The sequence below is a fragment of the Streptomyces sp. KL116D genome, assembly GCF_030766975.1.
Taxonomy (GTDB): Bacteria; Actinomycetota; Actinomycetes; order Streptomycetales; family Streptomycetaceae; genus Streptomyces; species Streptomyces longispororuber_A.
On record NZ_JASERH010000068.1, the window covers coordinates 12,330 to 36,772 of the forward strand.

General features: G+C 73.2%; 19 protein-coding genes. 7 read left to right on the forward strand and 12 right to left on the reverse strand.

Annotated features, from left to right (window positions below):
* The first annotated feature begins 79 nt into the window (after positions 1–79).
* Positions 80–1,225, forward strand: a complete 1,146-nt coding sequence (locus RBJ77_RS28035) for a glycosyltransferase 87 family protein (RefSeq protein ID WP_372347568.1) — start codon at positions 80–82, stop codon at positions 1,223–1,225.
* Here the strand turns inward: RBJ77_RS28035 and RBJ77_RS28040 are convergent.
* Both RBJ77_RS28040 and RBJ77_RS28045 read right to left on the reverse strand, forming a co-directional pair.
* Positions 1,177–2,820: a DNA repair helicase XPB gene (locus RBJ77_RS28040; protein WP_372347569.1), complete on the reverse strand. Its 1,644-nt coding sequence runs from the start codon at positions 2,818–2,820 to the stop codon at positions 1,177–1,179. The two genes, RBJ77_RS28035 and RBJ77_RS28040, sit on opposite strands and share 49 nt — an antisense overlap.
* A gap of 94 nt (positions 2,821–2,914) precedes the next feature.
* Positions 2,915–5,374 (reverse strand): helicase-associated domain-containing protein, encoded by a 2,460-nt coding sequence (locus tag RBJ77_RS28045; RefSeq protein WP_372347570.1) that lies wholly within the window; start codon positions 5,372–5,374, stop codon positions 2,915–2,917.
* Between the two features lie 167 nt (positions 5,375–5,541).
* On the opposite strand from RBJ77_RS28045, the gene RBJ77_RS28050 reads away from it, so the two are divergent.
* On the forward strand, positions 5,542–6,600 hold the full coding sequence (locus tag RBJ77_RS28050) for a hypothetical protein (RefSeq protein ID WP_372347571.1): 1,059 nt from the start codon (positions 5,542–5,544) through the stop codon (positions 6,598–6,600).
* Positions 6,601–6,617: 17 nt separating this feature from the next.
* Here RBJ77_RS28050 and RBJ77_RS28055 read toward each other — a convergent pair whose 3' ends face one another.
* The 4 genes from RBJ77_RS28055 to RBJ77_RS28070 are packed head-to-tail and all read right to left on the reverse strand — an operon-like array spanning position 6,618 to position 10,477.
* Positions 6,618–7,595, reverse strand: coding sequence for an ABC transporter substrate-binding protein (locus RBJ77_RS28055; protein ID WP_372347572.1), 978 nt, complete (start codon positions 7,593–7,595; stop codon positions 6,618–6,620).
* 22 nt (positions 7,596–7,617) lie between these two features.
* Positions 7,618–8,418, reverse strand: a complete 801-nt coding sequence (locus RBJ77_RS28060; RefSeq protein WP_372347573.1) for an ABC transporter ATP-binding protein — start codon at positions 8,416–8,418, stop codon at positions 7,618–7,620.
* Positions 8,415–9,485, reverse strand: a complete 1,071-nt coding sequence (locus tag RBJ77_RS28065; RefSeq protein WP_372347574.1) for a FecCD family ABC transporter permease — start codon at positions 9,483–9,485, stop codon at positions 8,415–8,417. The genes RBJ77_RS28060 and RBJ77_RS28065 overlap by 4 nt, the downstream gene beginning before the upstream one ends.
* Positions 9,482–10,477: a FecCD family ABC transporter permease gene (locus tag RBJ77_RS28070; RefSeq protein ID WP_372347575.1), complete on the reverse strand. Its 996-nt coding sequence runs from the start codon at positions 10,475–10,477 to the stop codon at positions 9,482–9,484. Before RBJ77_RS28070 ends, RBJ77_RS28065 begins: the two co-directional genes overlap by 4 nt.
* A 95-nt stretch (positions 10,478–10,572) precedes the next feature.
* On the opposite strand from RBJ77_RS28070, the gene RBJ77_RS28075 reads away from it, so the two are divergent.
* Complete coding sequence (locus RBJ77_RS28075) at positions 10,573–11,220, forward strand: HAD family hydrolase (protein WP_372347576.1); 648 nt, start codon at positions 10,573–10,575, stop codon at positions 11,218–11,220.
* Here the strand turns inward: RBJ77_RS28075 and RBJ77_RS28080 are convergent.
* The gene (locus tag RBJ77_RS28080; protein WP_255974445.1) at positions 11,205–11,459 is read right to left on the reverse strand and encodes a hypothetical protein; all 255 of its coding nucleotides are present in this window, start codon (positions 11,457–11,459) and stop codon (positions 11,205–11,207) included. The two genes, RBJ77_RS28075 and RBJ77_RS28080, sit on opposite strands and share 16 nt — an antisense overlap.
* A 164-nt stretch (positions 11,460–11,623) precedes the next feature.
* Between RBJ77_RS28080 and RBJ77_RS28085 the strand changes: the two genes are divergently transcribed.
* A complete protein-coding gene (locus RBJ77_RS28085) occupies positions 11,624–12,007 on the forward strand; it encodes a cold-shock protein (RefSeq protein WP_043226786.1) in 384 nt (127 codons plus the stop codon).
* A gap of 58 nt (positions 12,008–12,065) precedes the next feature.
* On the opposite strand, the gene RBJ77_RS28090 is transcribed toward RBJ77_RS28085, so the two are convergent.
* The 4 genes from RBJ77_RS28090 to RBJ77_RS28105 form a co-directional block, all read right to left on the reverse strand.
* Positions 12,066–12,935, reverse strand: coding sequence for a 1,4-dihydroxy-6-naphthoate synthase (locus RBJ77_RS28090; RefSeq protein ID WP_372347577.1), 870 nt, complete (start codon positions 12,933–12,935; stop codon positions 12,066–12,068).
* Positions 12,932–13,648, reverse strand: coding sequence for a futalosine hydrolase (locus RBJ77_RS28095; protein WP_372347578.1), 717 nt, complete (start codon positions 13,646–13,648; stop codon positions 12,932–12,934). Before RBJ77_RS28095 ends, RBJ77_RS28090 begins: the two co-directional genes overlap by 4 nt.
* Positions 13,618–14,094, reverse strand: a complete 477-nt coding sequence (locus RBJ77_RS28100; protein ID WP_372347579.1) for a DUF2771 domain-containing protein — start codon at positions 14,092–14,094, stop codon at positions 13,618–13,620. Before RBJ77_RS28100 ends, RBJ77_RS28095 begins: the two co-directional genes overlap by 31 nt.
* Positions 14,095–14,637: 543 nt before the next feature.
* Positions 14,638–15,978 carry an MFS transporter gene (locus RBJ77_RS28105; protein WP_372347580.1) on the reverse strand — a complete coding sequence of 447 codons (1,341 nt, stop codon included), beginning with the start codon at positions 15,976–15,978 and terminating at the stop codon, positions 14,638–14,640.
* Between the two features lie 401 nt (positions 15,979–16,379).
* On the opposite strand from RBJ77_RS28105, the gene RBJ77_RS28110 reads away from it, so the two are divergent.
* The 3 genes from RBJ77_RS28110 (at position 16,380) to RBJ77_RS28120 (ending at position 22,013) form a co-directional block, all read left to right on the forward strand.
* Positions 16,380–17,306, forward strand: coding sequence for a DUF3027 domain-containing protein (locus RBJ77_RS28110; RefSeq protein WP_372347581.1), 927 nt, complete (start codon positions 16,380–16,382; stop codon positions 17,304–17,306).
* Positions 17,307–17,814: 508 nt separating this feature from the next.
* Positions 17,815–20,946, forward strand: a complete 3,132-nt coding sequence (locus RBJ77_RS28115) for a sacsin N-terminal ATP-binding-like domain-containing protein (protein ID WP_372347582.1) — start codon at positions 17,815–17,817, stop codon at positions 20,944–20,946.
* A gap of 176 nt (positions 20,947–21,122) precedes the next feature.
* Positions 21,123–22,013, forward strand: coding sequence for a DUF5707 domain-containing protein (locus tag RBJ77_RS28120; protein WP_372347583.1), 891 nt, complete (start codon positions 21,123–21,125; stop codon positions 22,011–22,013).
* Between the two features lie 16 nt (positions 22,014–22,029).
* Here the strand turns inward: RBJ77_RS28120 and RBJ77_RS28125 are convergent, their stop codons facing one another.
* The gene (locus RBJ77_RS28125) at positions 22,030–24,429 is read right to left on the reverse strand and encodes an HAD-IC family P-type ATPase (RefSeq protein WP_372347584.1); all 2,400 of its coding nucleotides are present in this window, start codon (positions 24,427–24,429) and stop codon (positions 22,030–22,032) included.
* Positions 24,430–24,443: the final 14 nt, after the last annotated feature.

Consider the following 24,443-nt stretch of genomic DNA (forward strand, 5'->3'; position numbering starts at 1 on the left):
GGGGAACTGCGCGAGACGCCCCACCGGGCCGCGGGCGAGGGCGGACCGGGGTGGTCCGCGGCGCATAGAGTGACGTCGCGTGACTCAACGTGCACGGTACGTCGCGCCGTACCTCCTCCTCGCCGCCTCCGTCACCACCCTCCTCACCCTCACCACCACCCACCCCACCCCCATGGCCGACGCCCTCGTCTACCGCGCGGAGGGCGCCGCCGCGGCCGCCGGCGGGCAGGACCTCTACGGATTCACCGTCACGGAGTGGCAACTCCCCGCCACCTACCCCCCGTTCGCCGCGCTCCTGTTCGTCCCCACCGCCTGGCTCCCGGTCCCCGCCCTCAAGGCCGTCTTCCTCCTCGGCAACATCGCCCTCACCGCCCTCCTGGTCCACCTGTCCTGCCGCCTGGCGGGCCTGCGGTCCACGAGGGCGCTGGTCTGCGCGGCCACGGCGCTCGCCCTGTGGCTGGAACCGGTGTTCCAGACCGTGCTGTTCGGCCAGATCAACCTCGCCCTGACCTGCCTGGTCCTGTGGGACCTCGGCAGGGGACCGGACGCCCGCGGCAAGGGCGTCGCGCTCGGCGTGGCGGCCGGGGTCAAGCTGACGCCGGCCGTCTTCATCGCCTACCTGTTCCTGACGGGACGGCGCCGAGAAGCCGCGTACGCCACCGCGGGACTCACCGGCACCGTGGCGTTCGGCGCGCTCGTCCTGCCGTACGCCAGCGTGGAGTTCTGGACCCGGCGCCTCTACGAGACGGGCCGCGTCGGCAAGGCGTGGATCGTGGACAACCAGTCGTTGCAGGGGCTCGTCGCCCGCGCGCTGCACACCGCCGAACCGGGCCTGCTCTGGGCCGTCCCCGCCGCCCTCGTGGCGACGGCGGGGCTCTACGCGGCGGTCCGCCTCGCGCGCACCCCGGCCCACGGGATCACGCTCACGGCGTTCACCGCCCTGCTGGTGTCACCGATCAGCTGGTCGCACCACTGGGTGTGGTGCGTGCCGCTGCTCGCGCTGCTGTGGGCGGGCGGCCACCGGCGTACGGCCTGGGCGGTCGCGGCCCTGTTCACCGCCCGCAGCATGTGGCTGCTGCCGCACCAGGGGGACCTGGACCTGCGATTCCCCTGGTGGCAGCAGCCGTTGGCGTGCCCCTACCCGCTGCTCGGGCTCGCCGTCCTCGCGGCCGGGGCTCAGCTCTCGGCGAGCAGGTCGTCGGCGTCGACGATCCGGTACGCGTAACCCTGCTCGGCCAGGAACCGCTGCCGGTGGGCGGCGAAGTCCTGGTCGATGGTGTCGCGGGCGACGACCGAGTAGAACCGGGCCTCGTGCCCGTCCGCCTTCGGGCGCAGCACCCGGCCGAGGCGCTGTGCCTCCTCCTGGCGTGAGCCGAACGTGCCCGACACCTGGATGGCGACGGTCGCCTCCGGCAGGTCGATGGAGAAGTTCGCGACCTTGGACACGACGAGCACGCTGATCTCGCCCTCGCGGAACGCGTCGAAGAGCTTCTCGCGCACCGCGTTCGTCGTCTCGCCCTTGATGACCGGGGCGTCCAGGTGGGCGCCCAACTCGTCGAGCTGGTCGATGTACTGGCCGATGACGAGCGTCTGCTCGCCCTTGTGCTTGCGCACCAGGGCCTCGGTGACCTTGCGCTTCGTCGCCGTCGTCGCGCAGAAGCGGTACTTCTCCTCGGCCTCGGCGGTGGCGTACGCGAGCCGCTCGGAGTCCGTGAGATTGACGCGGACCTCCACGCAGTCGGCCGGGGCGATGTACCCCTGCGCCTCGATCTCCTTCCACGGAGCGTCGAAACGCTTCGGCCCGATCAGCGAGAAGACGTCCGACTCGCGGCCGTCCTCCCGGACGAGGGTGGCGGTGAGGCCGAGGCGGCGCCGGGCCTGGAGGTCGGCGGTGAACTTGAAGACGGGCGCGGGCAGCAGGTGCACCTCGTCGTAGATGACCAGGCCCCAGTCGCGGGAGTCGAAGAGCTCCAGGTGCGGGTACACACCCTTCCGCTTCGTCGTCAGCACCTGGTACGTGGCGATCGTGACCGGCCGGATCTCCTTCTTCGTACCGCTGTACTCGCCGATCTCCTCCTCGGTGAGCGACGTCCGCTTGACCAGCTCGTGCTTCCACTGGCGGGCGGACACGGTGTTCGTGACGAGGATCAGCGTCGTCGCCTTCGCCTCCGCCATCGCCCCGGCGCCGACCAGCGTCTTGCCGGCGCCGCAGGGCAGCACGACGACACCGGAGCCGCCGTGCCAGAACCCCTCGACGGCCTGCTTCTGGTACGGGCGCAGCGACCAGCCGTCCTCGGCGAGGTCGATGGCGTGCGCCTCGCCGTCCACGTACCCGGCGAGGTCCTCGGCGGGCCAGCCCAGCTTCAGCAGCGTCTGCTTGATCTGGCCGCGCTCGGAGGGGTGCACGGCGACGGTGTCGGCGTCGATCCGGGCGCCGACCAGCGGCTGGATCCGCTTGGACCGCAGGATCTCCTCCAGGACCGGGCGGTCCGTGGTCGTCAGGACCAGGCCGTGGGCGGGGTGCTTGCTCAGCGTGAGGCGCCCGTACCGGTCCATGGTCTCGGCGATGTCGACGAGCAGCGCGTGCGGCACCGGGTACCGGCTGAACTCCACGAGCGCGTCCACGACCTGCTCGGCGTCGTGCCCGGCGGCCCGCGCGTTCCACAGCCCGAGCGGCGTCAGCCGGTAGGTGTGGATGTGCTCCGGCGCCCGCTCCAGCTCGGCGAACGGCGCGATCGCCCGACGGCACGCGTCGGCCTGCTCGTGGTCGACCTCGAGGAGCAGGGTCTTGTCCGACTGGACGATGAGTGGACCGTTCACGCGACACCCTTTCTGCATGGCTCGGTGTGGCCAAACGTCCAGTGTGCCGCATCCCGCGGGGTGGGCGCCGTGACTCAGGTCGCCTCCGGCTCCCTCACTGGTCGGAGAGCTCCGCCACCCCCGTCACCCGGTGCAGCGGATACGTGCGGACCTCGTCGGCCGTGTGGTCGTACGCCGTCACGAAGCCGCCCTCGACGCGGATCGGGGCGATGACGCGCTGGCTCGCGGCGCCCTCGGCGTTGACGTAGCCGATCCACAGGGTGTCGCCCGTCATGACCGCCGCCTGCATCGTGGCGAGGGTGTCGGCGGGGGTGGTGCGGGGGAGTTCGCCGTTCGCGGCCGGGGCCTGCTTGCGCGGGGTCGTCGCGGCCGTGTCGCCCGCTCTGATCGCGCGGATCGCGGCGTCGAGGAGGGTGCCGTCGGGCAGCGGCGGGCCGTCCGGGACCGGTTCGGGGGCCGTGCGCGGCGGGGTGCGGTGGGCGTGGGCGCGGGTGATCAGGACGTCGCCCTCGGGGGTCTCCGCGGCGGGCGCGAAGCCCATCGAGCGCAGGCCCTCCAGGAGCGTGCCGGGGTCCGCCTGGGCCGCGAGGACCGTGGGGGCCAGGCGGCGCAGGCGCAGGGGTGCCGCCCGCTTGTCCGCCATGATCTCGCCGAGCACCGCGTCGTCGTCGCAGCGGACGTAGGCCGAGGCGGCGCCGATGCGCAGATGGCCGTGGCGGCGGGCCACGTCGTCGATCAGGTAGGTGAGCGGCTGCGGGACCGGGGTGCGGGCGTGCGCGGTCAGGAACGTGTGCAGGTCGGACGCGGTGCGGCCGGCGTCCAGGGCGCGGCGCACCGAGCCCGGCGTGAACCGGTAGACGGTCGCGCCGCCCTTCGACTCGACGTCGGCCAGGACGGCGAGGGCGTCCGCGAGCGGCCGCTCCAGCGGGCCGGGCGCCACCGCCGTCAGGTCCGCCTGCAGCAGGACGTGGTCGAGGGGGTCGGGCAGCAGCGGGGACAGCAGCTTCTCGGCGCGGGCCGCGGCGACGGACGCCTCCGCCCCGGTCTCCCCGGTCACCCCGCTCGCCCCGGCCTCCCCGGTCTCCCCGGGCGTGGGCAGCAGCGCCCGGCCGTGCGCCGCGAGGGCCCCGCGCCCGGTCACCCCGAGCAGCTCGGCCTCCGCCAGCGTCCACCGGGCCAGGCGCGTGCGCAGGTCGAGGGCGGCCGGTGAGGGCCGCTCCCAGGTGAGGCGGGCGGTCAGCGACTCGGGTTCGGGCTCGGTGCCCTCCGGCAGAGCCGCCAGCAGGGCGAGGATCCGGTGGCGCACCTCGGGCGCCGCCGAACGGTCCAGGTGCGGGCCGAGCGCCGACAGCGTCCGGTCCTTGCCGTCCCGCCCGCCGACCAGACCCGACGTGCGGGTCGCCGTCAGCCACGGCACCACGAGCCGCGTCCACCGCTCGGCCGGGGGCAGCTCCACCCACTCGTCGTACGCCGGGGTCGCCGCGTACCGTTCGTCCGCCTCGCCGTCCGAGGCCAGCAACCCTGCACCGTAGGCGAGTTCGACCCAGAAGGCGGCCGTCTGCTCGGTCGTGTCGAGGGCCGTCGCGGTGCGCTTGAGGTCCCGTACGCTCAGCCCGCCCGCGCGCAGCACCGCCGGGCCGCCCTCGTCCCAGTCCTTCAGCAGCTCCTCGACGGTGTCCAGCGCCGTGTACGCCTGCGCCGCCGCCGTCGCGTCCACAACCTGTGGACGGTGCGCCGTCCTCTCCCGCACGGCGGGCGCCAGCGGCTCCAGCTCGCGGTGGGCGCGGCCGCCGCGCAGGTGCAGCGCCACCTCCCGGGGCAGCACCACGGTGCCGGGCGTGGTCGGCACCAGCAGGCCCCGGTCGAGCAGCCAGCGCAGGTGCGCCGCGGGCTGCGCGGTGACCTGCCCGTACGGCGGCCCCCACACCAGCCGGTTCAGCACGTCCACGGCCTCGGCCGGTGCCTCGTCGAGCAGCGCCGACATCCGGTCGGGCGTCGTGAACAGCTCGGTGAGCGCCGCCACCGCCGACACCGGGTCGTGGGTGGACGCGAGCCCGGCCGCCGCGACGATCTCCTGCACCCGGCCGGGCGACATGCCCGACGTGGCCTCCGCGACGGTCGGGCCGAGACCGGTGGGCGAGGGGTGCTGCGGGGCGGGGGAGAGCAGTTCGCGGGCGGTGCGCACGAGCCGGAGCTGGTCGTCGGCGCCCCACGCCAGGGCCTGCTCGCGCAGCCGCGCCACGGCGCGGGGCAGCGCCTCCTCGGTGCCGTCGCCGGGCAGCAGGCCGCGCAGCGTCTCGTACGTCGTCGGTTCGGGGGTCACCGCGAGCGCCTGCGCCACCTGCTGGGTGAACCGGTCGAGGCGGTCCAGTGCGCGGATCACCGAGGCGCGGGTCCCCGCGCGGGTCGCCAGCTGGGTGAGGTCGTTCGGAACCGGGCCGAGCAGGTCCGGGCGGGCCCGCAGGAGACGGGCCAGGGAGGCGTCGTCCCGGGATCGCAGGGCTTCCGCGAGGGAGCGGGGCGGCGCCGCCGGTGTCTGCTCGTTGGGGCTCATCTGACCCACGGTAGCGGGCCACGGTCCGGCCACCGCCGCCGAAGGCCGGGTGTGCTTCCGTCGTGGCTGGTCGCGCCCGCGACGGAGCCGCCGCCCGCCCCGGCCCCGCACCCCGGCCGGGCGCTGTACCGTCGTGGGGTCAACTGCGCCACCCCGGAGGGGACTTCGTGTCGATCGAGAGTGATCAACTCGTCTTCGACTATCTGAGCCGGGTCGGGGACCTGGCCCAGCAGCGCCAGCTGCCGTCCGCGACGCGGATGCGCCTGGTGACGGAGCTGCGGGGCGAGATCGACCGGCACCGCGCCAAGGTCACCGTCGACAGCCCGGCCGCCGTGCGCCGCATCCTCGACCGGCTGGGCAGCCCGGACCAGATCGTGGGCGGCGCTCAAGAAAAAGGGGCAAAAGGTCCGGGAGGGGTGGGCGCCGACCCCGCCGCGCCGCTGACCAGGCCGCTGCCCGAGCAGCCCACCGGCAGGAACCCGGCCAGGGGCGGGCTGCGCCGCCGGGTGCCGCGCCCGCGCCGCGAGGCCCGCGACGCCGATCCCGTACGGGACGAGGCACCCGCCCCGCCGCACCTCGCCGGCACCGACGAACTGGGCTCGCCGGAGGGCGAGACGGACTGGTGGCGGATCGGTGACGGTCCTGGCGGGGTGCTGACCGAGACGGACAGCGTGCCGGGGTTCGTGGGCGGGGTGGAGATCCCGGACATCCTCAGGGCGCCGGACAAGCAGGGCGGCAGGCCCGACCTGCGCAAGAAGCCGTTGCCCGAGCCCGTGGCCGACGAGCCGGAACCGGACGAGGACGACGACGAGGGCGCCGCGGCGGACGCGTCCGGTGCCGGGCGGCGCGGCCGGCGCGCCGCCCGGCACCGGCTCGGCCCCGTCGGCGGCTGGACGAACCCCCTGCTGCTCCTCGCGGCCGCGGCCCTCGTGGCCGGCGCGGTCCTCGGCAACATCCTCCCGCTGGTCATCGGCTGGGGCGTCGTCTATCTGTCCCGGCGGCTGACCCTGGGACAGAAGAAGCTGGCGGTGTTCGCGCTGCCCGGGCTCGCCGCGGCGGCCGGCATCGTCTGGCTGTGGGGCCGCACCGACGGCCGGTGGGGCGAGCCGATCGACGACGGGCGCATGAGCGGCGCGCTGAACGAGACCTGGCCGTGGGTGCTGCGGGGCGCCGCGATCGCCTCCGCCCTGTATCTGGTGTGGCGGTCGCAGCGCCCCCGCGGCTGACGGGCCGGCGGGTCGGACTAGCGGGTCAGGTCGGACTGGAGTTCCGCGAGGATCTGGTTCGCCGCGGTGTAGCCGATGCCCTGGAGCCACAGTTCGTCGTCGACCTGGAAGACCTTGCCGTCCCGGACGGCCTTGAGGTTCTTCCACAGGCCGCTCGTCGTGGTCCGGGTGACCTTCGCCTTGCCGGGGCTGCCGTAGGTGGAGGTGAAGATGACGTCCGCGTCGGCCTTGTCGATCTGCTCGGGGCTGACGTCGTACGAGAACCCGTCCTCGGCCTTGTCGGTGATCGCGGGGCGGCCCACGCCGACGTCGGCGAGGATCGTGCCGATGTAGTTCTTCTTGCCGTAGATCCGGATGTCGGCGCCCTCGACGAAGCGGACGACGTTCACGTCCGTGGCGGCGGCCTTCGCCTTGCCGCCGAGCGCCTTGGTGACCGCCTCGGCGTGGTCCTCGTACGCGCTGATCGCCTTCTTGGCCTGCGCGGTGCGGCCGAGCGCGTCGGCGTGGACGAGGAAGTTCTGCTTCCAGGGGTAGCCCGTCGTCTCGGTGAGGACGGTGGGGGCGATGGCGCTGAGCTGCTGGTAGCGCTGGCCGTCGCGGACCTTGTTGCTGAGGATCAGGTCGGGCTTGAGGCCCGCGATCTTCTCCAGGTTGGGGGCGGCGATCTCACCGACCTCGGTGATGTCCTTCGTGCTGCTCTTCGGCAGGTACGACAGGACGGCCTCTTCGGCGCCGGCCCGGGTGGCGCCGACCGGCCGCACGCCCAGGGTGACCGCCGAGTCGAGTTCGGCGGTGTCGAGGACGACGACGCGCTTCGGGTTGTTCTTGACCTCGACGTCACCCATGGCGGTCTTCACGGTGTGGGTGCCGTTGCCTGCGGCGGTGCGGCCGGTCTTCTTCCCGGATCCGTCGGAGCCGCTGCAGGCCGTCAGGGCCAGGGCCAGAGCCGTGGTGAGGGCGAGGGTGCCGATGACAGTGCCGCGGTGCGTGTGCATGGGGTGCCTTTCGGGTTCGCGTCTACCGGGTTGACGTTCCTTGCCACGGGGCGCCGGGGACCACCAGCGGGGATCCCGTCACCGGGTCGGGGACGACCACGCAGTCCAGGCCGAAGACGTCGTGGACGAGTCCGGCCGTGACGATCTCGGCCGGCGGGCCCTCGGCGACGATGCGGCCCGCCTTCATGGCGACGAGGTGGTCGGCGTAGCGGGCCGCCTGGTTGAGGTCGTGCAGGACGACCGCGACGGTGCGCTTCTTGTCGTGGTTGAGCTGGCGCACCAGGTCCAGGACCTCGACCTGGTGCGCGATGTCGAGGTAGGTGGTGGGCTCGTCGAGGAGGAGGATGTCGGTCTCCTGGGCGAGGGCCATCGCGATCCAGACGCGCTGGCGCTGGCCGCCGGAGAGCTCGTCGACGTTGCGGTCGGCGAGAGCGGCGACGTCGGTGCGCTCCATGGCCTCGGTCACCGCCTTCTCGTCCGCGTCGGACCACTGCTGCCACCAGCTCTGGTGCGGCTGGCGGCCGCGCGAGACCAGGTCGGCGACGGTGATCGCCTCAGGGGCCACGGGGCTCTGCGGCAGCAGGCCGATCTGCTGGGCGATCTTCTTGGTGGGGAGTTCGGCGAGCGCCCTGCCGTCGAGCAGGACGGAGCCGCCCGCGGGCTTCATCAGGCGGCCGAGCGCGCGCAGCGTCGTCGACTTGCCGCAGGCGTTGGGGCCGACGATCACCGTGACCTGCCCGTCGGGCACGGCGAGGTCGAGGTCGTGCACGACGGTGCGGTCCTCGTAGGCGAGCGTCAGGTCGCGGGCCGAGAGCCGGCTCATGCGGTGCCTCCGGAGCTGGAGCGGACGGTGCGGCTGCGGACGATCAGCCAGATCAGGTAGGGCGCGCCCACGGCCGCCGTGAGGACGCCCACGGGCAGTTCGGTGGGGGAGAAGAGACGGCGGGCGAGCAGATCGCCGACCACCACGATCACGGCGCCGAGGAGCGCGGAGGAGACCAGCGGGATCTGGGCGGTGCGGGTCAGCCGGCGGGCGATCTGCGGGGCGAGCAGCGCCACGAAGTCGACCGGTCCGGCCGCGCCGGTGGCGACGGAGGCCAGGATCACGCCGAGGGCGACCAGGCCGAGCCGGACCCGGCCGAGCCGCACGCCGAGGGCGGTGGCGGTGTCGTCGTCCAGGGAGACGGTGCGCTGGGCGCGGGCCGCCCACGCGACGGCCGGGACGAGGACCAGCAGGATCCAGCCGAGCGGTTCGGCCTCGGGCCAGCCCCGCCCGTTGAGCGAGCCGGTCATCCAGATCTGCGCCTGCTGGGCGACCAGGTAGTCGCCCTTGGTCATGAAGAGCGTGGTGACCGAGCGCAGGGCGATCGCGAAGCCGATGCCGATGAGGACGAAGCGGGTGGCGTGCAGTCCGCCCCGCCAGGCGAAGAGGTAGACCAGGGCGGCCGCGACGACGCCGCCGGCCACGGAGACGTACGGCAGGACGGTGTACGAGGTCAGGCCGAAGGTCATCGCGGCGACCGTGACCGCGCTCGCGCCCTGGCTGATGCCGATGATGTCGGGGCTGGCGAGGGGGTTGCGGGCGACGGTCTGGATCAGCGCGCCCGCGATGCCGAAGGCCAGGCCGACCAGCAGCCCGACGACCATGCGGGGCTCGCGCAGCGTCCCGACGACCAGTTCGTCCGGCGACGGCTGTCCGGTGAGGACCTTGAGGACCTCGGCGGGGCTGGTGAACGTCTCGCCGACACAGAGGTACGCGAGGCAGCTCACGGCGAGGACGAGGGCCAGGACGCCGGCCACCACGGTCGCCCGGCGGTGCAGCAGGAAGCGGGCGCGGCCCGCGCGGACGACCGCGTAGCCGGCCGGCCGGACACCGGTGAGGGTGCTCATGCGGGCACCGCCTTCCTGCGCACGAGGGTGACCAGGAACGGCACCCCGATCAGCGCCGTCATCACCCCGGCGGGCACCTCGCTCGGCGGGAAGACCACCCGGCCCACGGTGTCGGAGACCAGCAGCATCACGGGGCCGGTCAGCGCCGCCATCGGCAGCAGCCAGCGGTGGTCGGAGCCGACCAGGGCGCGGGCGATGTGCGGGACGGCCAGGCCGATGAAGGCGATCGGACCGGCGGCCGCCACCCCGACACCGGTGAGGATCGTCGCGCCGAGACCGCCGACGATCCGGACGGTCGCCACCCGCTGCCCGAGGCCCTTCGCCACGTCCTCGCCGAGCGCGAGCGCGTCCAGGCCGCGGGCGACGGACAGCACGAGGACGGTGCCGAGGAGCAGGAACGGCCAGACCTGGCCGACCAGTTCCGCGTCCCGGCCGGAGAGCGAGCCGACCTGCCAGAAGCGGAACTCGTCGAGCGCGGAGGCCTTCGTGGTGAGGATCGCGGTGGTGACGGAGACCAGCAGCGCGTTGATCGCGGCGCCGCCGAGCGCCAGTTTCACCGGGGTCGCGCCGCCTCTGCCGCTGGACGCGATGGCGTACACGGCGACGGAGGCGAGGCCCGCGCCGGCGAACGCGATCCACACGTAGCCGGTCAGGGTGTGGATGCCGAGGTAGGCGATGGCCAGGACCACGCCCACGGACGCGCCCTGGCTGATGCCGAGGATGCCCGGGTCGGCGATGGGGTTGCGCGTGATGCCCTGGAGGACGGTGCCGGCGAGCGCGAGGCCCGCCCCGACCATCAGGCCGACGAGCGTGCGCGGCAGCCGCAGGCCCCTGACCACCTCGGCGGCGTCGCTGTGGCCGCCGTGCAGCAGGGCGTCGAACACGGCGGACGGCGCGATCGCTCGGGCTCCCACCGCGAGGCTGAGCAGCACCGCGAGGGCCAGCGCCACCACCGCCGCCACGATCGCGACGGCGCGGCGTCTGACGGGCATGGGCGTGTTCTCTCCGCAGTAGGGTCCGGAATGTCTTGGCTTGGTAAGGCTTAGCTAAGTATTCCTTGGGAAAGCCCATCGTATGCCCGGGCAGAATGGCATCCATGGCTGACCTCCAGGACCCCACGCACCCCACCGGCCCCACGGTCGGCTTCGACCTCGACATGACGCTGATCGACTCCCGGCCCGGCATCCACGCCACGTGGCTCGCCCTGTCCGAGCGGACGGGCACGTACGTGGACGCGGACCTGGTCGTCACCCGGCTCGGGCCGCCGCTGGAGACGGAGCTCGCCCACTGGTTCCCCGCCGAGCGGATCCCGGCCATGGCCGATCTCTACCGTGAGATGTATCCCACACACGCGATCACGGGGACGCTGCCGATGCCCGGCGTCCACGAGACGATCGCCGCCGTGCACGCGGCGGGCGGCCGGGCCGTCGTCGTCACCGCCAAGTACGAGCCCAACGCGAAACTGCACCTGCAGCATCTGGACATCGCGGCGGACGCCGTCGTCGGCAACCTGTGGGCCGAGGGCAAGGGCGAGGCGCTGCGCGAGCACGGCGCGAGCATCTACGTCGGTGATCACGTCGGTGACGTGCGCGGCGCCCGCACGGCGGACGCGCTGTCCGTGGGCGTGACGACCGGGCCCTGCGACGCGACGGAACTGCGCGCCGCGGGCGCCGACGTGATTCTCGCCGACCTGACCGAATTCCCGGCCTGGCTGGGACGTTACGTACGCGCCTGACGGCGCTGGGCCGCGATGCCGCGCAGTATGCCGGCCGCGGCCAGCAGAAAACCGACGCCCATCAGCATGCACACCGCATAAGCGACGGGCGGGAACGGGTCGGTGTCCAAAAACAGCGGGGCCATCGTGACCAGGGTGGCGATCGCTCCCACGAGGAAGACGATGCCGCCCGCTTTCACGAGTCCGTCGCCGGGTCCAGTATCGGTCGCCCGGGAATTGGCTTGGGTTTTGTCGCGCACCCGGTCAGGGTAGTTCCCAGCGCATAAGGACAAGTACGGAACCCTTCGGCGACGTCTTGTCACCAGCCCCGTTCCCCATAGTCTTGGTGGCGGCGGGTCGGAACACGACCCGCTGTACTGCTATCCAGAGCGTTTTCTTTCTAGTACGAGGACGAGGACTTCACGTGCCTACCGGCAAGGTCAAGTGGTTCAACAGCGAGAAGGGCTTCGGCTTCCTCTCCCGCGACGACGGCGGCGACGTCTTCGTGCACTCCTCCGTACTGCCCGACGGTGTCGACGCCCTCAAGCCCGGCCAGCGCGTCGAGTTCGGGGTCGTCGCCGGCCAGCGTGGTGACCAGGCGCTCTCCGTCACGATCCTCGACCCGACCCCGTCGGTCGCCGCGGCGCAGCGCCGCAAGCCGGACGAACTGGCGTCGATCGTCCAGGACTTGACGACGCTGCTCGAGAACATCACGCCGATGCTGGAGCGCGGCCGCTACCCCGACAAGGCCGCCGGCAAGAAGATCGCCGGCCTGCTGCGGGCGGTGGCGGACCAGCTGGACGTCTGAGCCGGGCCTCTTTTCACGGGTCCTACGGGTCCTACGGGTCCTACGGGTCCTACGGGTCCTACGGGAACGCGAGCGCGTCGGGGGCCAGGGCGGGCACCAGGCCCTCGGCCGCCGCCCGGGTCAGCAGCCCCCGGATCGCCGCGTAGCCGTCCTCGCCGAGGTCGGCGGTGAACTCGTTGACGTACAGGCCGATGTGCTGGTCGGCGACCGCCGGGTCCATCTCCTGCGCGTGGTCCATCACGTACGGACGCGAGGCCTCCGGGTCGTCCCAGGCCATGCGCACCGACGTGCGGACGGCGTCCGCGTAGCCGCGCAGCTTCTCGGCGCCCAGGTCGCGCCGGGCGATGATCGCGCCGAGCGGGATCGGCAGCCCGGTCGTGGCCTCCCAGTGCTCGCCCATGTCGGCGAGCTTGTGCAGACCGTAGTTCTGGTACGTGAAGCGGGCCTCGTGGATGACGAGTCCGGCGTCGATCTTCCCGTCCCGCACGGCCGGCATGATCTCGTGGAACGGCATGACGACGATCTCGCCGACGCCGCCGCCGGGCACCGTGTCGGCCGCCCACAGCCGGAACAGCAGGTAGGCGGTCGAGGTCTCGCTCGGCACGGCCACGCGCTTGTCGGAGAGGTCGACGCCCGGCTCGCGGGTCAGCACCAGCGGGCCGCAGCCCCGGCCGAGCGCGCCGCCGCACGGCAGCAGGGCGTAGTCGTCGAGGACGTACGGCAGGACCGCGTAGGAGACCTTCAGGACGTCGTACGCGTCCTCGCGGCGCTCGGCGACGCCGTTGGTGATGTCGATGTCGGCGAACGTCACGTCGAGCGCGGGGGCGCCCGGGACGCGGCCGTGGGCCCAGGCGTCGAAGACGAAGGTGTCGTTCGGGCACGGCGAGAAGGCGATGCGTACTGCCGCGGCTTCGTTGTCGGTCGTCATGAACTGCTCCAACTCGTGAGGACGGGCGCCGACTTCCCGAACGCGTCGGTGAGCGCGGCCAGCGCGTCACCGATCCGCCAGGCGGCGCGGTCGCGGGGCCCGACGGCGTTGGAGACGGCACGTATCTCGGCCACCGGTACGCCGTGCGCGGCGGCGGCCTCGGCGACCCCGAAGCCCTCCATCGCCTCGGCGACGGCGCCGGGGTGGCGCTGGGCGAGCAGCGCGGCGCGGTCGGCGGTGCCGGTCACCGTGGAGACGGTGAGCACGGTGCCGACGGCGGCGGCATCCAGGGACAGGGCCGCGGCGAGGTCTCGTACGAGGGACGCCGGCGGACGGTGGGTGACGGTCCCGAAACCGAGTTCGGTGACCGGGAGGAAACCCTCGGGGGTCTCGGCGCCCAGATCGGCGACGGTGATCGCGTCGGCCACCAGGAGGGCGCCGGGCGGGGCGGTGAAGCCGCCGCCGATGCCGGCCGAGACGACCAGGGCGTACGGGCGGCCGGTCAGTGCGGCCGTGGTGAGCGCGGTGGCCGTGCCCGCGGCGGCGGCCGCGGGGCCCACCCCGACGGCGACCACGTCGACCGCCGGATGTGTGTCGAGCAGGCCCCGTGCCACCGCGTCCCGTTCGGCCGGGACGGCGGTGGCGACGAGGACGCGTGCCGCTGCCGGGCTACCGGTGGACGTCAGGAGTCCTTCTCGAGCTTGAACGACCACAGGCCGTACGCCTTGGAGTTGGCGCCCGCCAGGATCGTCACCGTGGTGGAGGAGCCGGTGGCGCCGTACTGCTGGTTGAAGAACACGCTGCCCGGAACCGTGCGGTAGGTCTTCTTGCTGGAGTCGGTCAGCGGCTGACCGTTCATCAGCAGCGTCCAGCCCTTGTCCGCGATCTCCGGGTCGACGCCGAAGCGGACCGTCGCGTCGGGGTCCACCGAGATGGACTTGGCGTCCTTGTCCTTCAGGCAGTCCTGGAGGGAGGACGGCTTGAGCGCGTCGCCGTCGTTGTAGCAGGAGGCCTCGGAGTGCACCGTGTTGCGGTCCACCGTCACGGTGGCCAGCGGGGTCGGCTTGTCGCAGGCGGAGAGGGCGAGCAGTCCGGCGCCGACGGCACCGACGGCAGCCATGGCGCGGCGGTGGCGCGCGGCGAAACGCTGGGAGGTCATGGCCGAAGGCTATCGGGAGGCATCGGCCCCGTTGCGAGCCGGGTACGGCGTGCCGCGTCCCTCCGGGTTTGCGTGGTCCCGCGTCGGCGTGTGCCGTGACCTGTCGCGTCGGCGTGTGCGGGTGATCTGCGGCCGGTCGCGCAGTTCCCCGCGCCCCTGAAGGCATGCGCTGCGCGCAGCCTCCCCCCACGGGGAGATGCCGCACCGCAGGTGCGCATCTCAGGGGCGCGGGGAACTGCGCGAGAAGCCCCGCGCACCGGCAGCCCGCGACGAATCCCCGCCCGGCAGACGCAGTCGTGCCTTTAGGGGCGCGGGGAACTGCGCGAGAAGCCCCGCGCACCGGCAGCCCGCGACGAATCCCCGCCCGGCAGACGCAGTCGTGCCTTTAGGGGCGCGGGGAACTGCGCGAGAAGCTCCACGCACCGGCAGCCCGCGACGAATCCCCGCCCGGCAGACGCAGTCGTGCCTTCAGGGGCGCGGGGAACTGCGCGACCAGCCCCCACCGGACCCGCACTCGGCAACGCGACAGAAACCCGGCAGACGCTAGGCCACCCGGGCCGAACGCCCCGCCCCACCCCGTGCCGCGGCCAGAAGACCTCGCACCGTCGTCAGCCACCCCACCGCCACGATCCCCGCCGCCACCGAAAGCCCCAGCGCCCCGTTCAACGGCAGCGCGATCCCGATCGCCCCACCCAGCACCCACGCCACCTGCAACAACGTCTCCGACCTGGCGAACGCCGACGTCCGCACCGCCTCCGGCACGTCCCGCTGGATCGTCGCGTCCAGCGACAGCTTGGACAGGGCCTGCGCGAACCCGGCGACCGCCGCGAGGAACGCCGTCATCAGCGCCCCGAAGAAGACCGCCGACGTGATCGCGACACCGAGCACCACCGCCACCACGGTCACGATGATGATCTCGGGCGCCCGCGACTTCAGCCACGCCCCGACCGCCGTGCCCAGCGCGTTCCCCGCGCCCGCCGCCACGCCGACGATGCCGAGCGACACGGCCGCGCTCTGCCCGGTCATCGGATGCTCGCGCAGCAGGAACGCCAGGAAGAAGATCAGGAAGCCCGAGAGGGCCTTCAGCGAGGCGTTCGCCCCGAGGGCGTGGGTGACGGCGGGGCCGACCGTGCGCAGGCCGGGCCTGCGCTGCCGCTTGCCGGGCCCGTGCAGGTGCTCCTCGTCCGCCGCCAGCAGCGCCTTGCTCTCGCCCTTCGCCGAGTCGACCTTGCGCGGCATCGAGAACGACAGGAACATCCCGGTCACGTAGAGCACGAACGCCCCGAACAGCGGCCAGCGCGGCCCGATCGTCTGCAGCCCCGCCCCGACCGGGGCAGCCGCCGCCGTGGCGAGCAGCCCGGCCAGCGTGACCCGCGAATTCGCCTTCACCAGGGAGAAGCGGGCCGGCAGCAGCCGTGGCACCACCGCCGAGCGCACCACGCCGTACGCCTTCGACGCGACGAGCACGCCGAGCGCCGCCGGATACAGCTGGAGGCTGCCGCTGACCACCGCGCTCGACAGGACGAGCGCGAGCAGCGCCCGCGCCAGCATCGAACCGGCCATCGCGGCCCGCCGCCCGTGCGGCAGCCGGTCGAGCAGCGGTCCGATGACGGGCGCCAGGAGGGTGAAGGGCGCCATGGTGATGGCGAGGTAGAGGGCGACCCGGCCGCGGGCCTCGTCCGTGGGGACGGAGAAGAACACCGTGGACGCGAGGGCGATGGTGATCATGACGTCACCCGCGCCGTTCACCGCGTGCAGTTCGATCAGTTTTCCGAGACCGGACTCGCCCGCCCCGTGCGCGTGGGTCGCTTTCCGGATGCCGCGCGCCGTACCGGTGAACGGCAGGTGCAGGGCACGCCCGATCTTGCGGACGGCCCCGCGCACCGGGCCCGCACCGCTGTATTCGTACCGTGTCGCACCAGATGAACCGGACGAACGCGACGAACTCGCCGAGCTGGACGACGACGACCTTGCGGCAGTCACCCAGTCATAGTGCCCCTTGAACGCCCGTACTAGTGCCGATATGGGAGTGCGGGTCGGCTTTCGCGTCAGGTGCGGCTCGTACGTCGGTGTGGGCGCAGGGCGTGGAAGGAGGTAGCGTGCGTAGCGCGCCCGCGGCGGTTGTTCTCGGCCGCGCGCCTCTCGGCCATCCCGCAGAATGGATGGCGTAGGTGCGCCCGGAACGTCGGGCGTGGACGTCGACGCGGCCCCCTGGTCCGCTCCGTCCGCGCTCCCGCTCACCGGACGGCGCACTCGTGAGACGGCGTAGGAGAGAAGCGATACCTGTGAGCGCAGCGACAACGCGAAGCCGCACCCCTGACCGTCTGTGCGCCGAGGCGGTCGACATCGCCCGCGCCGCCGCCGAGGAGGCGGCCGCCCCGGGGGTGGTCGGTGAGCACGTCGAGACGGTCGTCGAGGGCGACCGCGTCGTCACGCACCTCTTCGAGTGCAAGGAGTTCGGCTACCGGGGCTGGCGCTGGGCCGTGACCGTGGCCCGGGCCTCCCGCGCCAAGCACGTCACGCTCGACGAGGTCGTGCTGCTGCCCGGCCCCGACGCGCTGCTGGCCCCCGAGTGGGTGCCGTGGAGCGAGCGGCTCCGGCCCGGTGACCTGGGCCCCGGTGACCTCCTGCCCACCGATGCCGACGATCTGCGGCTGGAGCCCGGCTACTCCGGTGAGGACGCGCCGCCGCCGAACTCTCCGGTGTCCGAGGACATGGCGGAGCTGGTCGAGGCGGAGGACGTCGAGGTGACGGAGGGGCCCGTGGCGGCCCTGCCCGTCGCGCCGGCCCGCGGCTCGATCGCGTCCGTCGCCGAGGAGCTCGGCATGCGGCGTGCGCGGGTTCTGTCGCGGTACGGGCTGCACGTCGCGGCCGACCGCTGGGAGGACTCCTTCGGCGCGAAGACCCCGATGGCCCAGGCCGCCCCGGCGACCTGTGTCTCCTGCGGCTTCCTCACCCCGATCGGCGGCTCCCTCGGCCAGGCCTTCGGCGTCTGCGCGAACGAGTTCTCGCCGGCGGACGGGCGGGTCGTCTCGCTGTCGTACGGGTGTGGTGGGCATTCGGAGGCCGCGGTCATGCCGAAGCCGCCTCGGCCGGCGGAGCCGGTGATCGACGAGAACGTCGTCGACGCGTTTCCGCTCCGCGCGGAGCCGGATGCGGGGTCGGTCAGCGCGGTGTCCTCCACCACCGCGGACGACCTCGGCCACTCGTAGCCACCTGCTCGCCTGCCGGGTTCCTCTTTCGCGGCGGGTGCGGCTCTCGTCGTGGCTGGTCGCGCAGTTCCCCGCGCCCCTAAAGGCACGACTGCGTCTGCCGGGCGGGGATTCATCGCGGGCTGTCGGTGTGTGGGGCTTCTCGCGCAGTTCCCCGCGCCCCTGGAGGCCTGCGGCCTCCTGGAGGCGCACGGAGTGTGCCTTTCAGGGGCGCGGGGAACTGCGCGAGCAACCACGACGAGACCCGCGGACGAAGTCGGGTTTTCAGGGGCGCGGGGAACTGCGCGATCAGCCCCCACCGGGCCGCGGACGAAGTCGGGTTTCAGGGGCGCGGGGAACGGTGCGATCAGCCCCCACCGGGCCGCGGACGAAGTCGGGTTTCAGGGGCGCGGGGAACGGTGCGAGCGGGGTCCAGCGGGGTGCGCCCGGTGACGCGGCGACAGGGGCCGCTGCGCGGAGCGATAACGTTCGGCCCCGGACCTGACCACGCCGCCCAGAGGAGTCACCCGTGAGCGGGAGCAAGATCGCGCGTCCGGCGCCGGAGGGCATCGACCCGTTCGGCACCGCCAGGCTCCGCCGAGGCGTGCTGGACGCGTGGACCGGCAGCGCAGCCCGGTTCCGGGAGGACGCCAACGCCGAGGAGGACCTCGCACTCGGCGGCTACCGGGACCGCCTCGTCGTCGAACTCGCCCAGAACGCCGCCGACGCCGCCGCCCGCGCCGGAACCGAGGGCCGCCTCGCCCTGACCCTGAAGGACGGCGTCCTCGCCGCCGCGAACACCGGCGCCCCGCTGGACGCGGCCGGCGTCGAGTCGCTGTCCACGCTGCGCGCGTCCGCGAAGCGGGAGGACACCGAGACCGCGGTGGGCCGGTTCGGCGTCGGGTTCGCCGCCGTCCTCGCCGTCTCCGACGAGCCCGCCGTGGTCGGCAGGACCGGCGGCGTGCGCTGGTCGCTCGGCGAGGCCCGGCTCGCCGCCGAGGAGACCGCCCGGCACGCCCCCTCCCTCGGCACCGAGCTGCGCCGCCGCGACGGTCACGTCCCGCTGCTGCGGCTGCCGTTCGCGGCGGAGGGCTCGGCCCCCGAGCCGTACGACACCGTCGTCATCCTGCCGCTGCGCGACCAGGCCGCCGAGGCGCTCGCCGCCCGCCTCCTGGACGCCGTGGACGACACGCTGCTGCTCGCCCTGCCGGGCCTGTCCGAGGTCACCGTCACCACGGACGCCGGCACCCGCACGCTGCGCCGCCGCACCGACGACGTGTACACCGTCATCACGGACGACGCCCGGGAACCCGCCGAGCTGCGCTGGCGCACCGTCACCCGCAGCGGCGCCCTCGCCCCCGCACTGCTGGCCGACCGGCCCGTCGAGGAGCGGCTGCGGCCCCACTGGTCCGTCACCTGGGCCGTGCCCGTGAGCGCCGACGGCGCCCCGCAGAAGCCGGCGAGCGCCCCCGTCGTGCACGCGCCCACCCCGAGCGACGAGGCCCTCGGCGTGCCCGCGCTGCTGATCGCCTCGTTCCCGCTGGACACCGCCCGGCGGCACGTCGCGCCCGGTCCGCTCACCGACCACCTCGTCGAGCGCGCCGCCGACGCGTACGCCGAACTGCTCGGCGCCTGGCGGCCGGTGGGCCCCGGCGTCCTCGACCTGGTGCCGGGCCCGCTCGGCCGCGGTGAACTCGACGGCGCCCTGCGCGCCGCCGTCCTGGAGCGGCTGCCGCGCACCGCCTTCCTGCCGCCCGCCGTCGGCCCGCGGGACGAGGACGACGACCGGCCCGAGGCCCTGCGGCCGCGCGACGCCGAGGTCGTCGAGGGCGCGGGCGCCGACACCGTGCGGGTCCTCGCCGACGTGCTGACCGGACTGCTGCCCGCCGGGCTCGAACGCCGCGTCGAGCTGCGCACGCTCGGCGTCGCCCGGGTCCCGCTGACCGAGGCCGTCGACCGGCTCGCGGGCCTGGAGAAGGAACCGGGCTGGTGGCGCAGCCTGTACGAGTCGCTCGCCGGAGTCGACCCCGACCGGCTCAGCGGACTGCCCGTCCCGCTGGCCGGCGGCCGCACCACGATCGGCCCCCGGCAGGTCCTGCTGCCCACCGCCGAGGCCTCGGGCGTGCCCGGCGACGCGCTCGCCCGGCTCGGCCTGAAGGTCGCCCACGCCGACGCCGCCCATCCGCTCCTGGAGAAGCTGGGCGCGCTGCCCGCCACCGCCCGCGCCGTCCTGACGACGCCTCAGGTGCGGGCCGCGGTCGCCGCGTCGCTCGACGACGAGCCTGCCTGGGACGACGAAGGCGCCCTGGGTGCCGACGAGTTGGCCGACGTCGTCCTCACCCTCGTACGGGACGCGCACCTCGACGTGGGTGACGAGCCGTGGCTGGGCGCCCTCGCGCTGCCCGACGACGAGGGTGAGCTGGTGCCCGCCGCCGAGCTGGTGCTGCCCGGCAGCCCGATCGCCTCGGTGCTGCGTGAGGGCGAACTGCCCTACGTCGACGACGAGCTGGCCGAGCGGTGGGGCGAGCAGCCCCTCGCCGCCTGCGGGGTGCTCGCCACCTTCGCGCTGGTCCGGGCCGCCGACGTCGTCCTCGATCCCGACGAACTCGAGCCGCGGGACAGCGACTTCCCCGAGCCCGACGACGCGGGGCTGCTCGACGCGGTCGACGTGTGGTGCGAGGACGTCCTCGACCGGCTGCCGGACTCGCCGGTGCCCCCGGTCGCCACCGAGCTCGTCGCCGTACGGGACCTGGACCTGGTCGACGAGGACCGCTGGCCGCAGGCGCTCGCGCTGCTGTCCAGGCCGCCGCTGCGCGACGCCCTCACCCAGCCCGTCCGCGTCCTGCTGCCCGACGGCACGCACGAGCTCGTCCGCCCGTACACGGCGTGGTGGCTGCGCGGGAACCCGGTGCTCGACGGGCGCCGGCCGGCCGGACTGCGCGCCGAGGGCGGCGATCCGCTGCTCGTCGGTCTCTACGAGCCCGCCGACGCCTCCGGGTTCGAGGACGAGCAGGTGCTGCGCGCCCTCGGGGTGCGCACGTCCGTCGCCGCGCTCCTCGAAGAGCCGGGCGGCGCCGCGGAACTCCTGGACCGCCTCGCCGACCCGGACCGCCCGGTCGGCTCCGCCCAGCTCCACGCCGTCTACGGCAGGCTGGCCGACCTCGACCCCGAACAGGTCACCCTGCCCGACGAGGTGCGGGCCGTGCGGGACGGCGAGGTCGTGGTCGTCGACGCCGCGGACGCCGTCGTCGCCGACGCCCCCGACCTGATCCCGCTCGCCGCGGGCCGGGCGCTGCTGCCGGTCGCCCCGGCGAAGGCCGCGCACCTCGCCGAGCTCTTCCAGGTGCGGCGGCTGAGCGAGGCCGTCGACGCCGAGGTGACCGAGGAGGGGGAGACGCACCCCGTGCCCGACTCCGTGCGCGTCCTGCTCGGGGCCGCGACCCCGGCCTCGTACGTCGAGCACGAGGAGCTGTTCGTCGCCGGTACGGAGGTCGACTGGCGCCGCACCCCGGACGGCACCGTGCACGCGGCGACCGTGGAGGGTGTCGCGGCCGGTCTGGCCTGGGCGGCCGGGCAGTGGCCGCGCCGCTTCGAGGTGGCGGCGCTCCTGGAGGACCCGTCGCGCACGGAGGAACTGGCGCGGGACCGCTGGTTCGACTGAGCGCCTTTGCGCGGGGCTGCACGGCTTCTCCGTGAATCGGTCACGAAATCTTCACTTGACGTACAACCAGTCACGCGGGTCACGGGTCTATCTGGCGGGTCAACAGACCCCTAGACCACTTGGACCCGCGTGACAGCACCAGCACCGCGGGTCCCTTCTCCACCACTGGGGAACACATGCGCATTCGTGCCACCGCAGCTGCCGTGACGGTTTCCGGCGCCCTGGCCCTCACCGCGTTCGCCGTCCCGGCGGCGCAGGCCGGTGACGACGTGCTCGGCTCCGCCGCCGCCCAGCGGATCGCCGACTTCCACAGCGGGCACGCCGCCTCACGCGCCTCCACGTTCGCCGCCGCGTCCGGCTACGACGACCAGCTCGGCGACACCGCCCTCTCGAACGTCGTCGTGAACGGCGGCAAGGACGTCGTCCTCGGCACCTCCGCCAAGGCCAACTTCAAGGTGAGCTTCACCGCCACCGACGACTCCGGCATCGACAACACCTCCGCGTTCGCGATCGTCTACCACGGCACGGACCTGGACTCCTCCGACAACGGCGCCCTGCAGAACGAGGCGGACGGCGCCACCACCTGCAAGACGGTCAACGCCACCACGTCGACCTGCACCCTGAGCTTCACGGTCGACCCGCGGGACCTGTGGAACGTGGACGCCGGCTCCTGGAAGGTGCTGGCGGGCGCGCAGGCCAACGACCTGGACTACTCGGTCCGCGAGAAGGCCAAGTCGTACAGCACCAAGCGCTACGCGAAGCTCACCACCAACGCCGCCCCCGAGCCGGTCAAGAAGGGCGGGACCATCACGGTCACCGGCCTGCTCTCCCGCGCCAACTGGGACACCGGCAAGTACATGGGCTACACCAAGCAGTCGGTGACCCTGCAGTACCGCAAGAAGACCTCCAGCACGTACACCAACGTCAAGACGGTCACGTCGTCCTCGACGGGTTCGCTGAAGACGACGGTCAAGGCGTCGGCCGACGGCTACTTCCGCTACAAGTTCGCGGGCACGTCGACCACCCCGGCCGTCACCTCCACCAGCGACTTCGTCGACGTCCGCTGACCGGGGCCGACAACCGCTAGGCGGGGAAGCGGCGGTCGACCCACTTCCACAGGAATTCGAGGACGACCGCCGCCACCACCGCGACGCCCACCGCCGTCCACGGCATGGCGGCGCCGACCAGCTTCAGCGCGAAGAAGTCCTGCAGCCACGGCACGACCAGGACCAGCAGGAAGCCGAAGCCCATCGCCGCCACCAGGACGATCCGCCACCACGTGTAGGGGCGGGCCACGATGGCGAGCACCCACATCGAGATCAGGAACAGCGTCAGCGTCGCCGAACTGGTCTCCGCGTCGAGCGCGCCCGAGCCCGTGTAGTAGTGCCGGGCGACCAGGTACATCACGAAGGTGGCGATGCCCGCGACGGCGCCGCCCGGGATCGCGTACCGCATCACGCGTTTCACGAAGTGCGGTTTCGCGCGCTCCTTGTTGGGGGCGAGCGCGAGGAAGAACGCCGGGACGCCGATCGTCAGCGTCGACAGCAGCGTCAGGTGCCGCGGCAGGAACGGGTACTCGACCTGGAAGCAGACCACCAGCAGCGCGAGGATCACCGAGTAGACGGTCTTGACCAGGAACAGGGTCGCGACCCGCGTGATGTTGCCGATGACCCGGCGGCCCTCCGCGACGACCGAGGGCAGCGTCGCGAACGAGTTGTTCAGGAGCACGATCTGGGCGACCGCCCGGGTCGCCTCCGAGCCCGATCCCATGGACACCCCGATGTCGGCGTCCTTGAGCGCGAGCACGTCGTTCACGCCGTCGCCCGTCATCGCGACCGTGTGGCCGTGCGACTGCAACGCGCCGACCATGTCCCGCTTCTGCTGGGGCGTCACCCGGCCGAACACCGTGCCCGCGTCGAGCGCGTCGGCCATCTGCGCCTGGTCCTTGGGGAGCGTCCGGGCGTCGACGGTGTCCTCGGCGCCGTTCAGGCCCAGCTTGCCGGCGACCGCGCCGACGGAGACCGCGTTGTCGCCGGAGATCACCTTGGCCCTGACGTCCTGCTCGGCGAAGTAGCGCAGGGTGTCGGCGGCGTCCGGGCGCAGCCGCTGCTCCAGCACGACGAGCGCGGCCGGCTCGGCGCCCTCCAGGACCCGCGGGTCCTCCAGGTCCCTGGCCACGCGGGCGAGCAGCAGCACGCGCAGGCCCTGGTGGTTGAGGTCCTCGACCTCGGCGAGCGTGGGGTCGTCGGCGGGCAGCAGCACGTCGGGCGCCCCGAGCAGCCAGGCACTGTTCGTCCCGTCGCCCTCGCTGAAGGCGGCGCCGCTGTACTTGCGGGCGGACGAGAACGGCAGGGACTCGGTGCAGCGCCAGTCGTCGCTGTCCGGGTAGGCGTCGATGACCGCCTGGAGCGAGGCGTTCGGCCGCGGGTCGGACTCGCCGAGCGCGCCGAGCACCTTGCGCACGTACCCCTCGTCGGCGCCGCCGAGCGGGCGCAGTTCGGAGACGTCCATGCCGCCCTCGGTGAGCGTGCCCGTCTTGTCGAGGCAGACGGTGTCGATGCGGGCGAGGCCCTCGATGGCGGGGAGTTCCTGGACGAGGCACTGCTGGCGGCCGAGCCGGATGACACCGATCGCGAAGGCCACGGAGGTCAGCAGGACCAGGCCCTCGGGGACCATCGGCACGATGCCGCCGACGGTGCGCGCGACGGACTCCTTGAAGTCGTTCTCCTTGACCACGAGCTGGCTGATGACCAGGCCGATCGCGGTCGGGATCATCATCCACTGCACGTACTTGAGGATCTGGGAGATGCCGGAGCGGAGCTCGGAGTGGACGAGGGTGAACCGGCTCGCCTCCTCGGCGAGCTGCGCCGCGTACGCCTCGCGGCCCACCTTCGTCGCGGTGAACGCGCCGCCGCCCGCGACCACGAACGACCCGGACATCACCTCGTCGCCGGGCCGCTTGACGACCGGGTCCGCCTCACCGGTCAGCAGGGACTCGTCGATCTCCAGGCCGTCCGCCTCCGCGCACAGCCCGTCCACGACGATCTTGTCGCCGGGGCCGATCTCGATCAGGTCGCCGAGCACGATCTCGGAGGTGGACACCTCGGCCGCGATCCCGTCGCGGCGCACCGTCGGCTTCGCCTCGCCGATCACCGCGAGCGAGTCCAGGGTCTGCTTGGCCCGCCACTCCTGGACGATGCCGATGCCGGTGTTCGCGATGATCACGAAGCCGAAGAGGCTGTCCTGGATCGGCGCGACGAACAGCATGATCAGCCAGAGGACGCCGATGATCGCGTTGAAGCGGGTGAAGACGTTGGCCCGGACGATCTCCGTGAGGGAGCGCGAGCTGCGCACCGGGACGTCGTTGACCTCGCCGCGGGAGACGCGCTCCGCGACCTCGGCGCCGGTGAGTCCCGTGGCCCGTTCCGGCACGGGTATCGGGTGGACCGGGTCGAGTTCGGCACCCGCGTCGATATGGGTCATGAGTTCGACGTTAC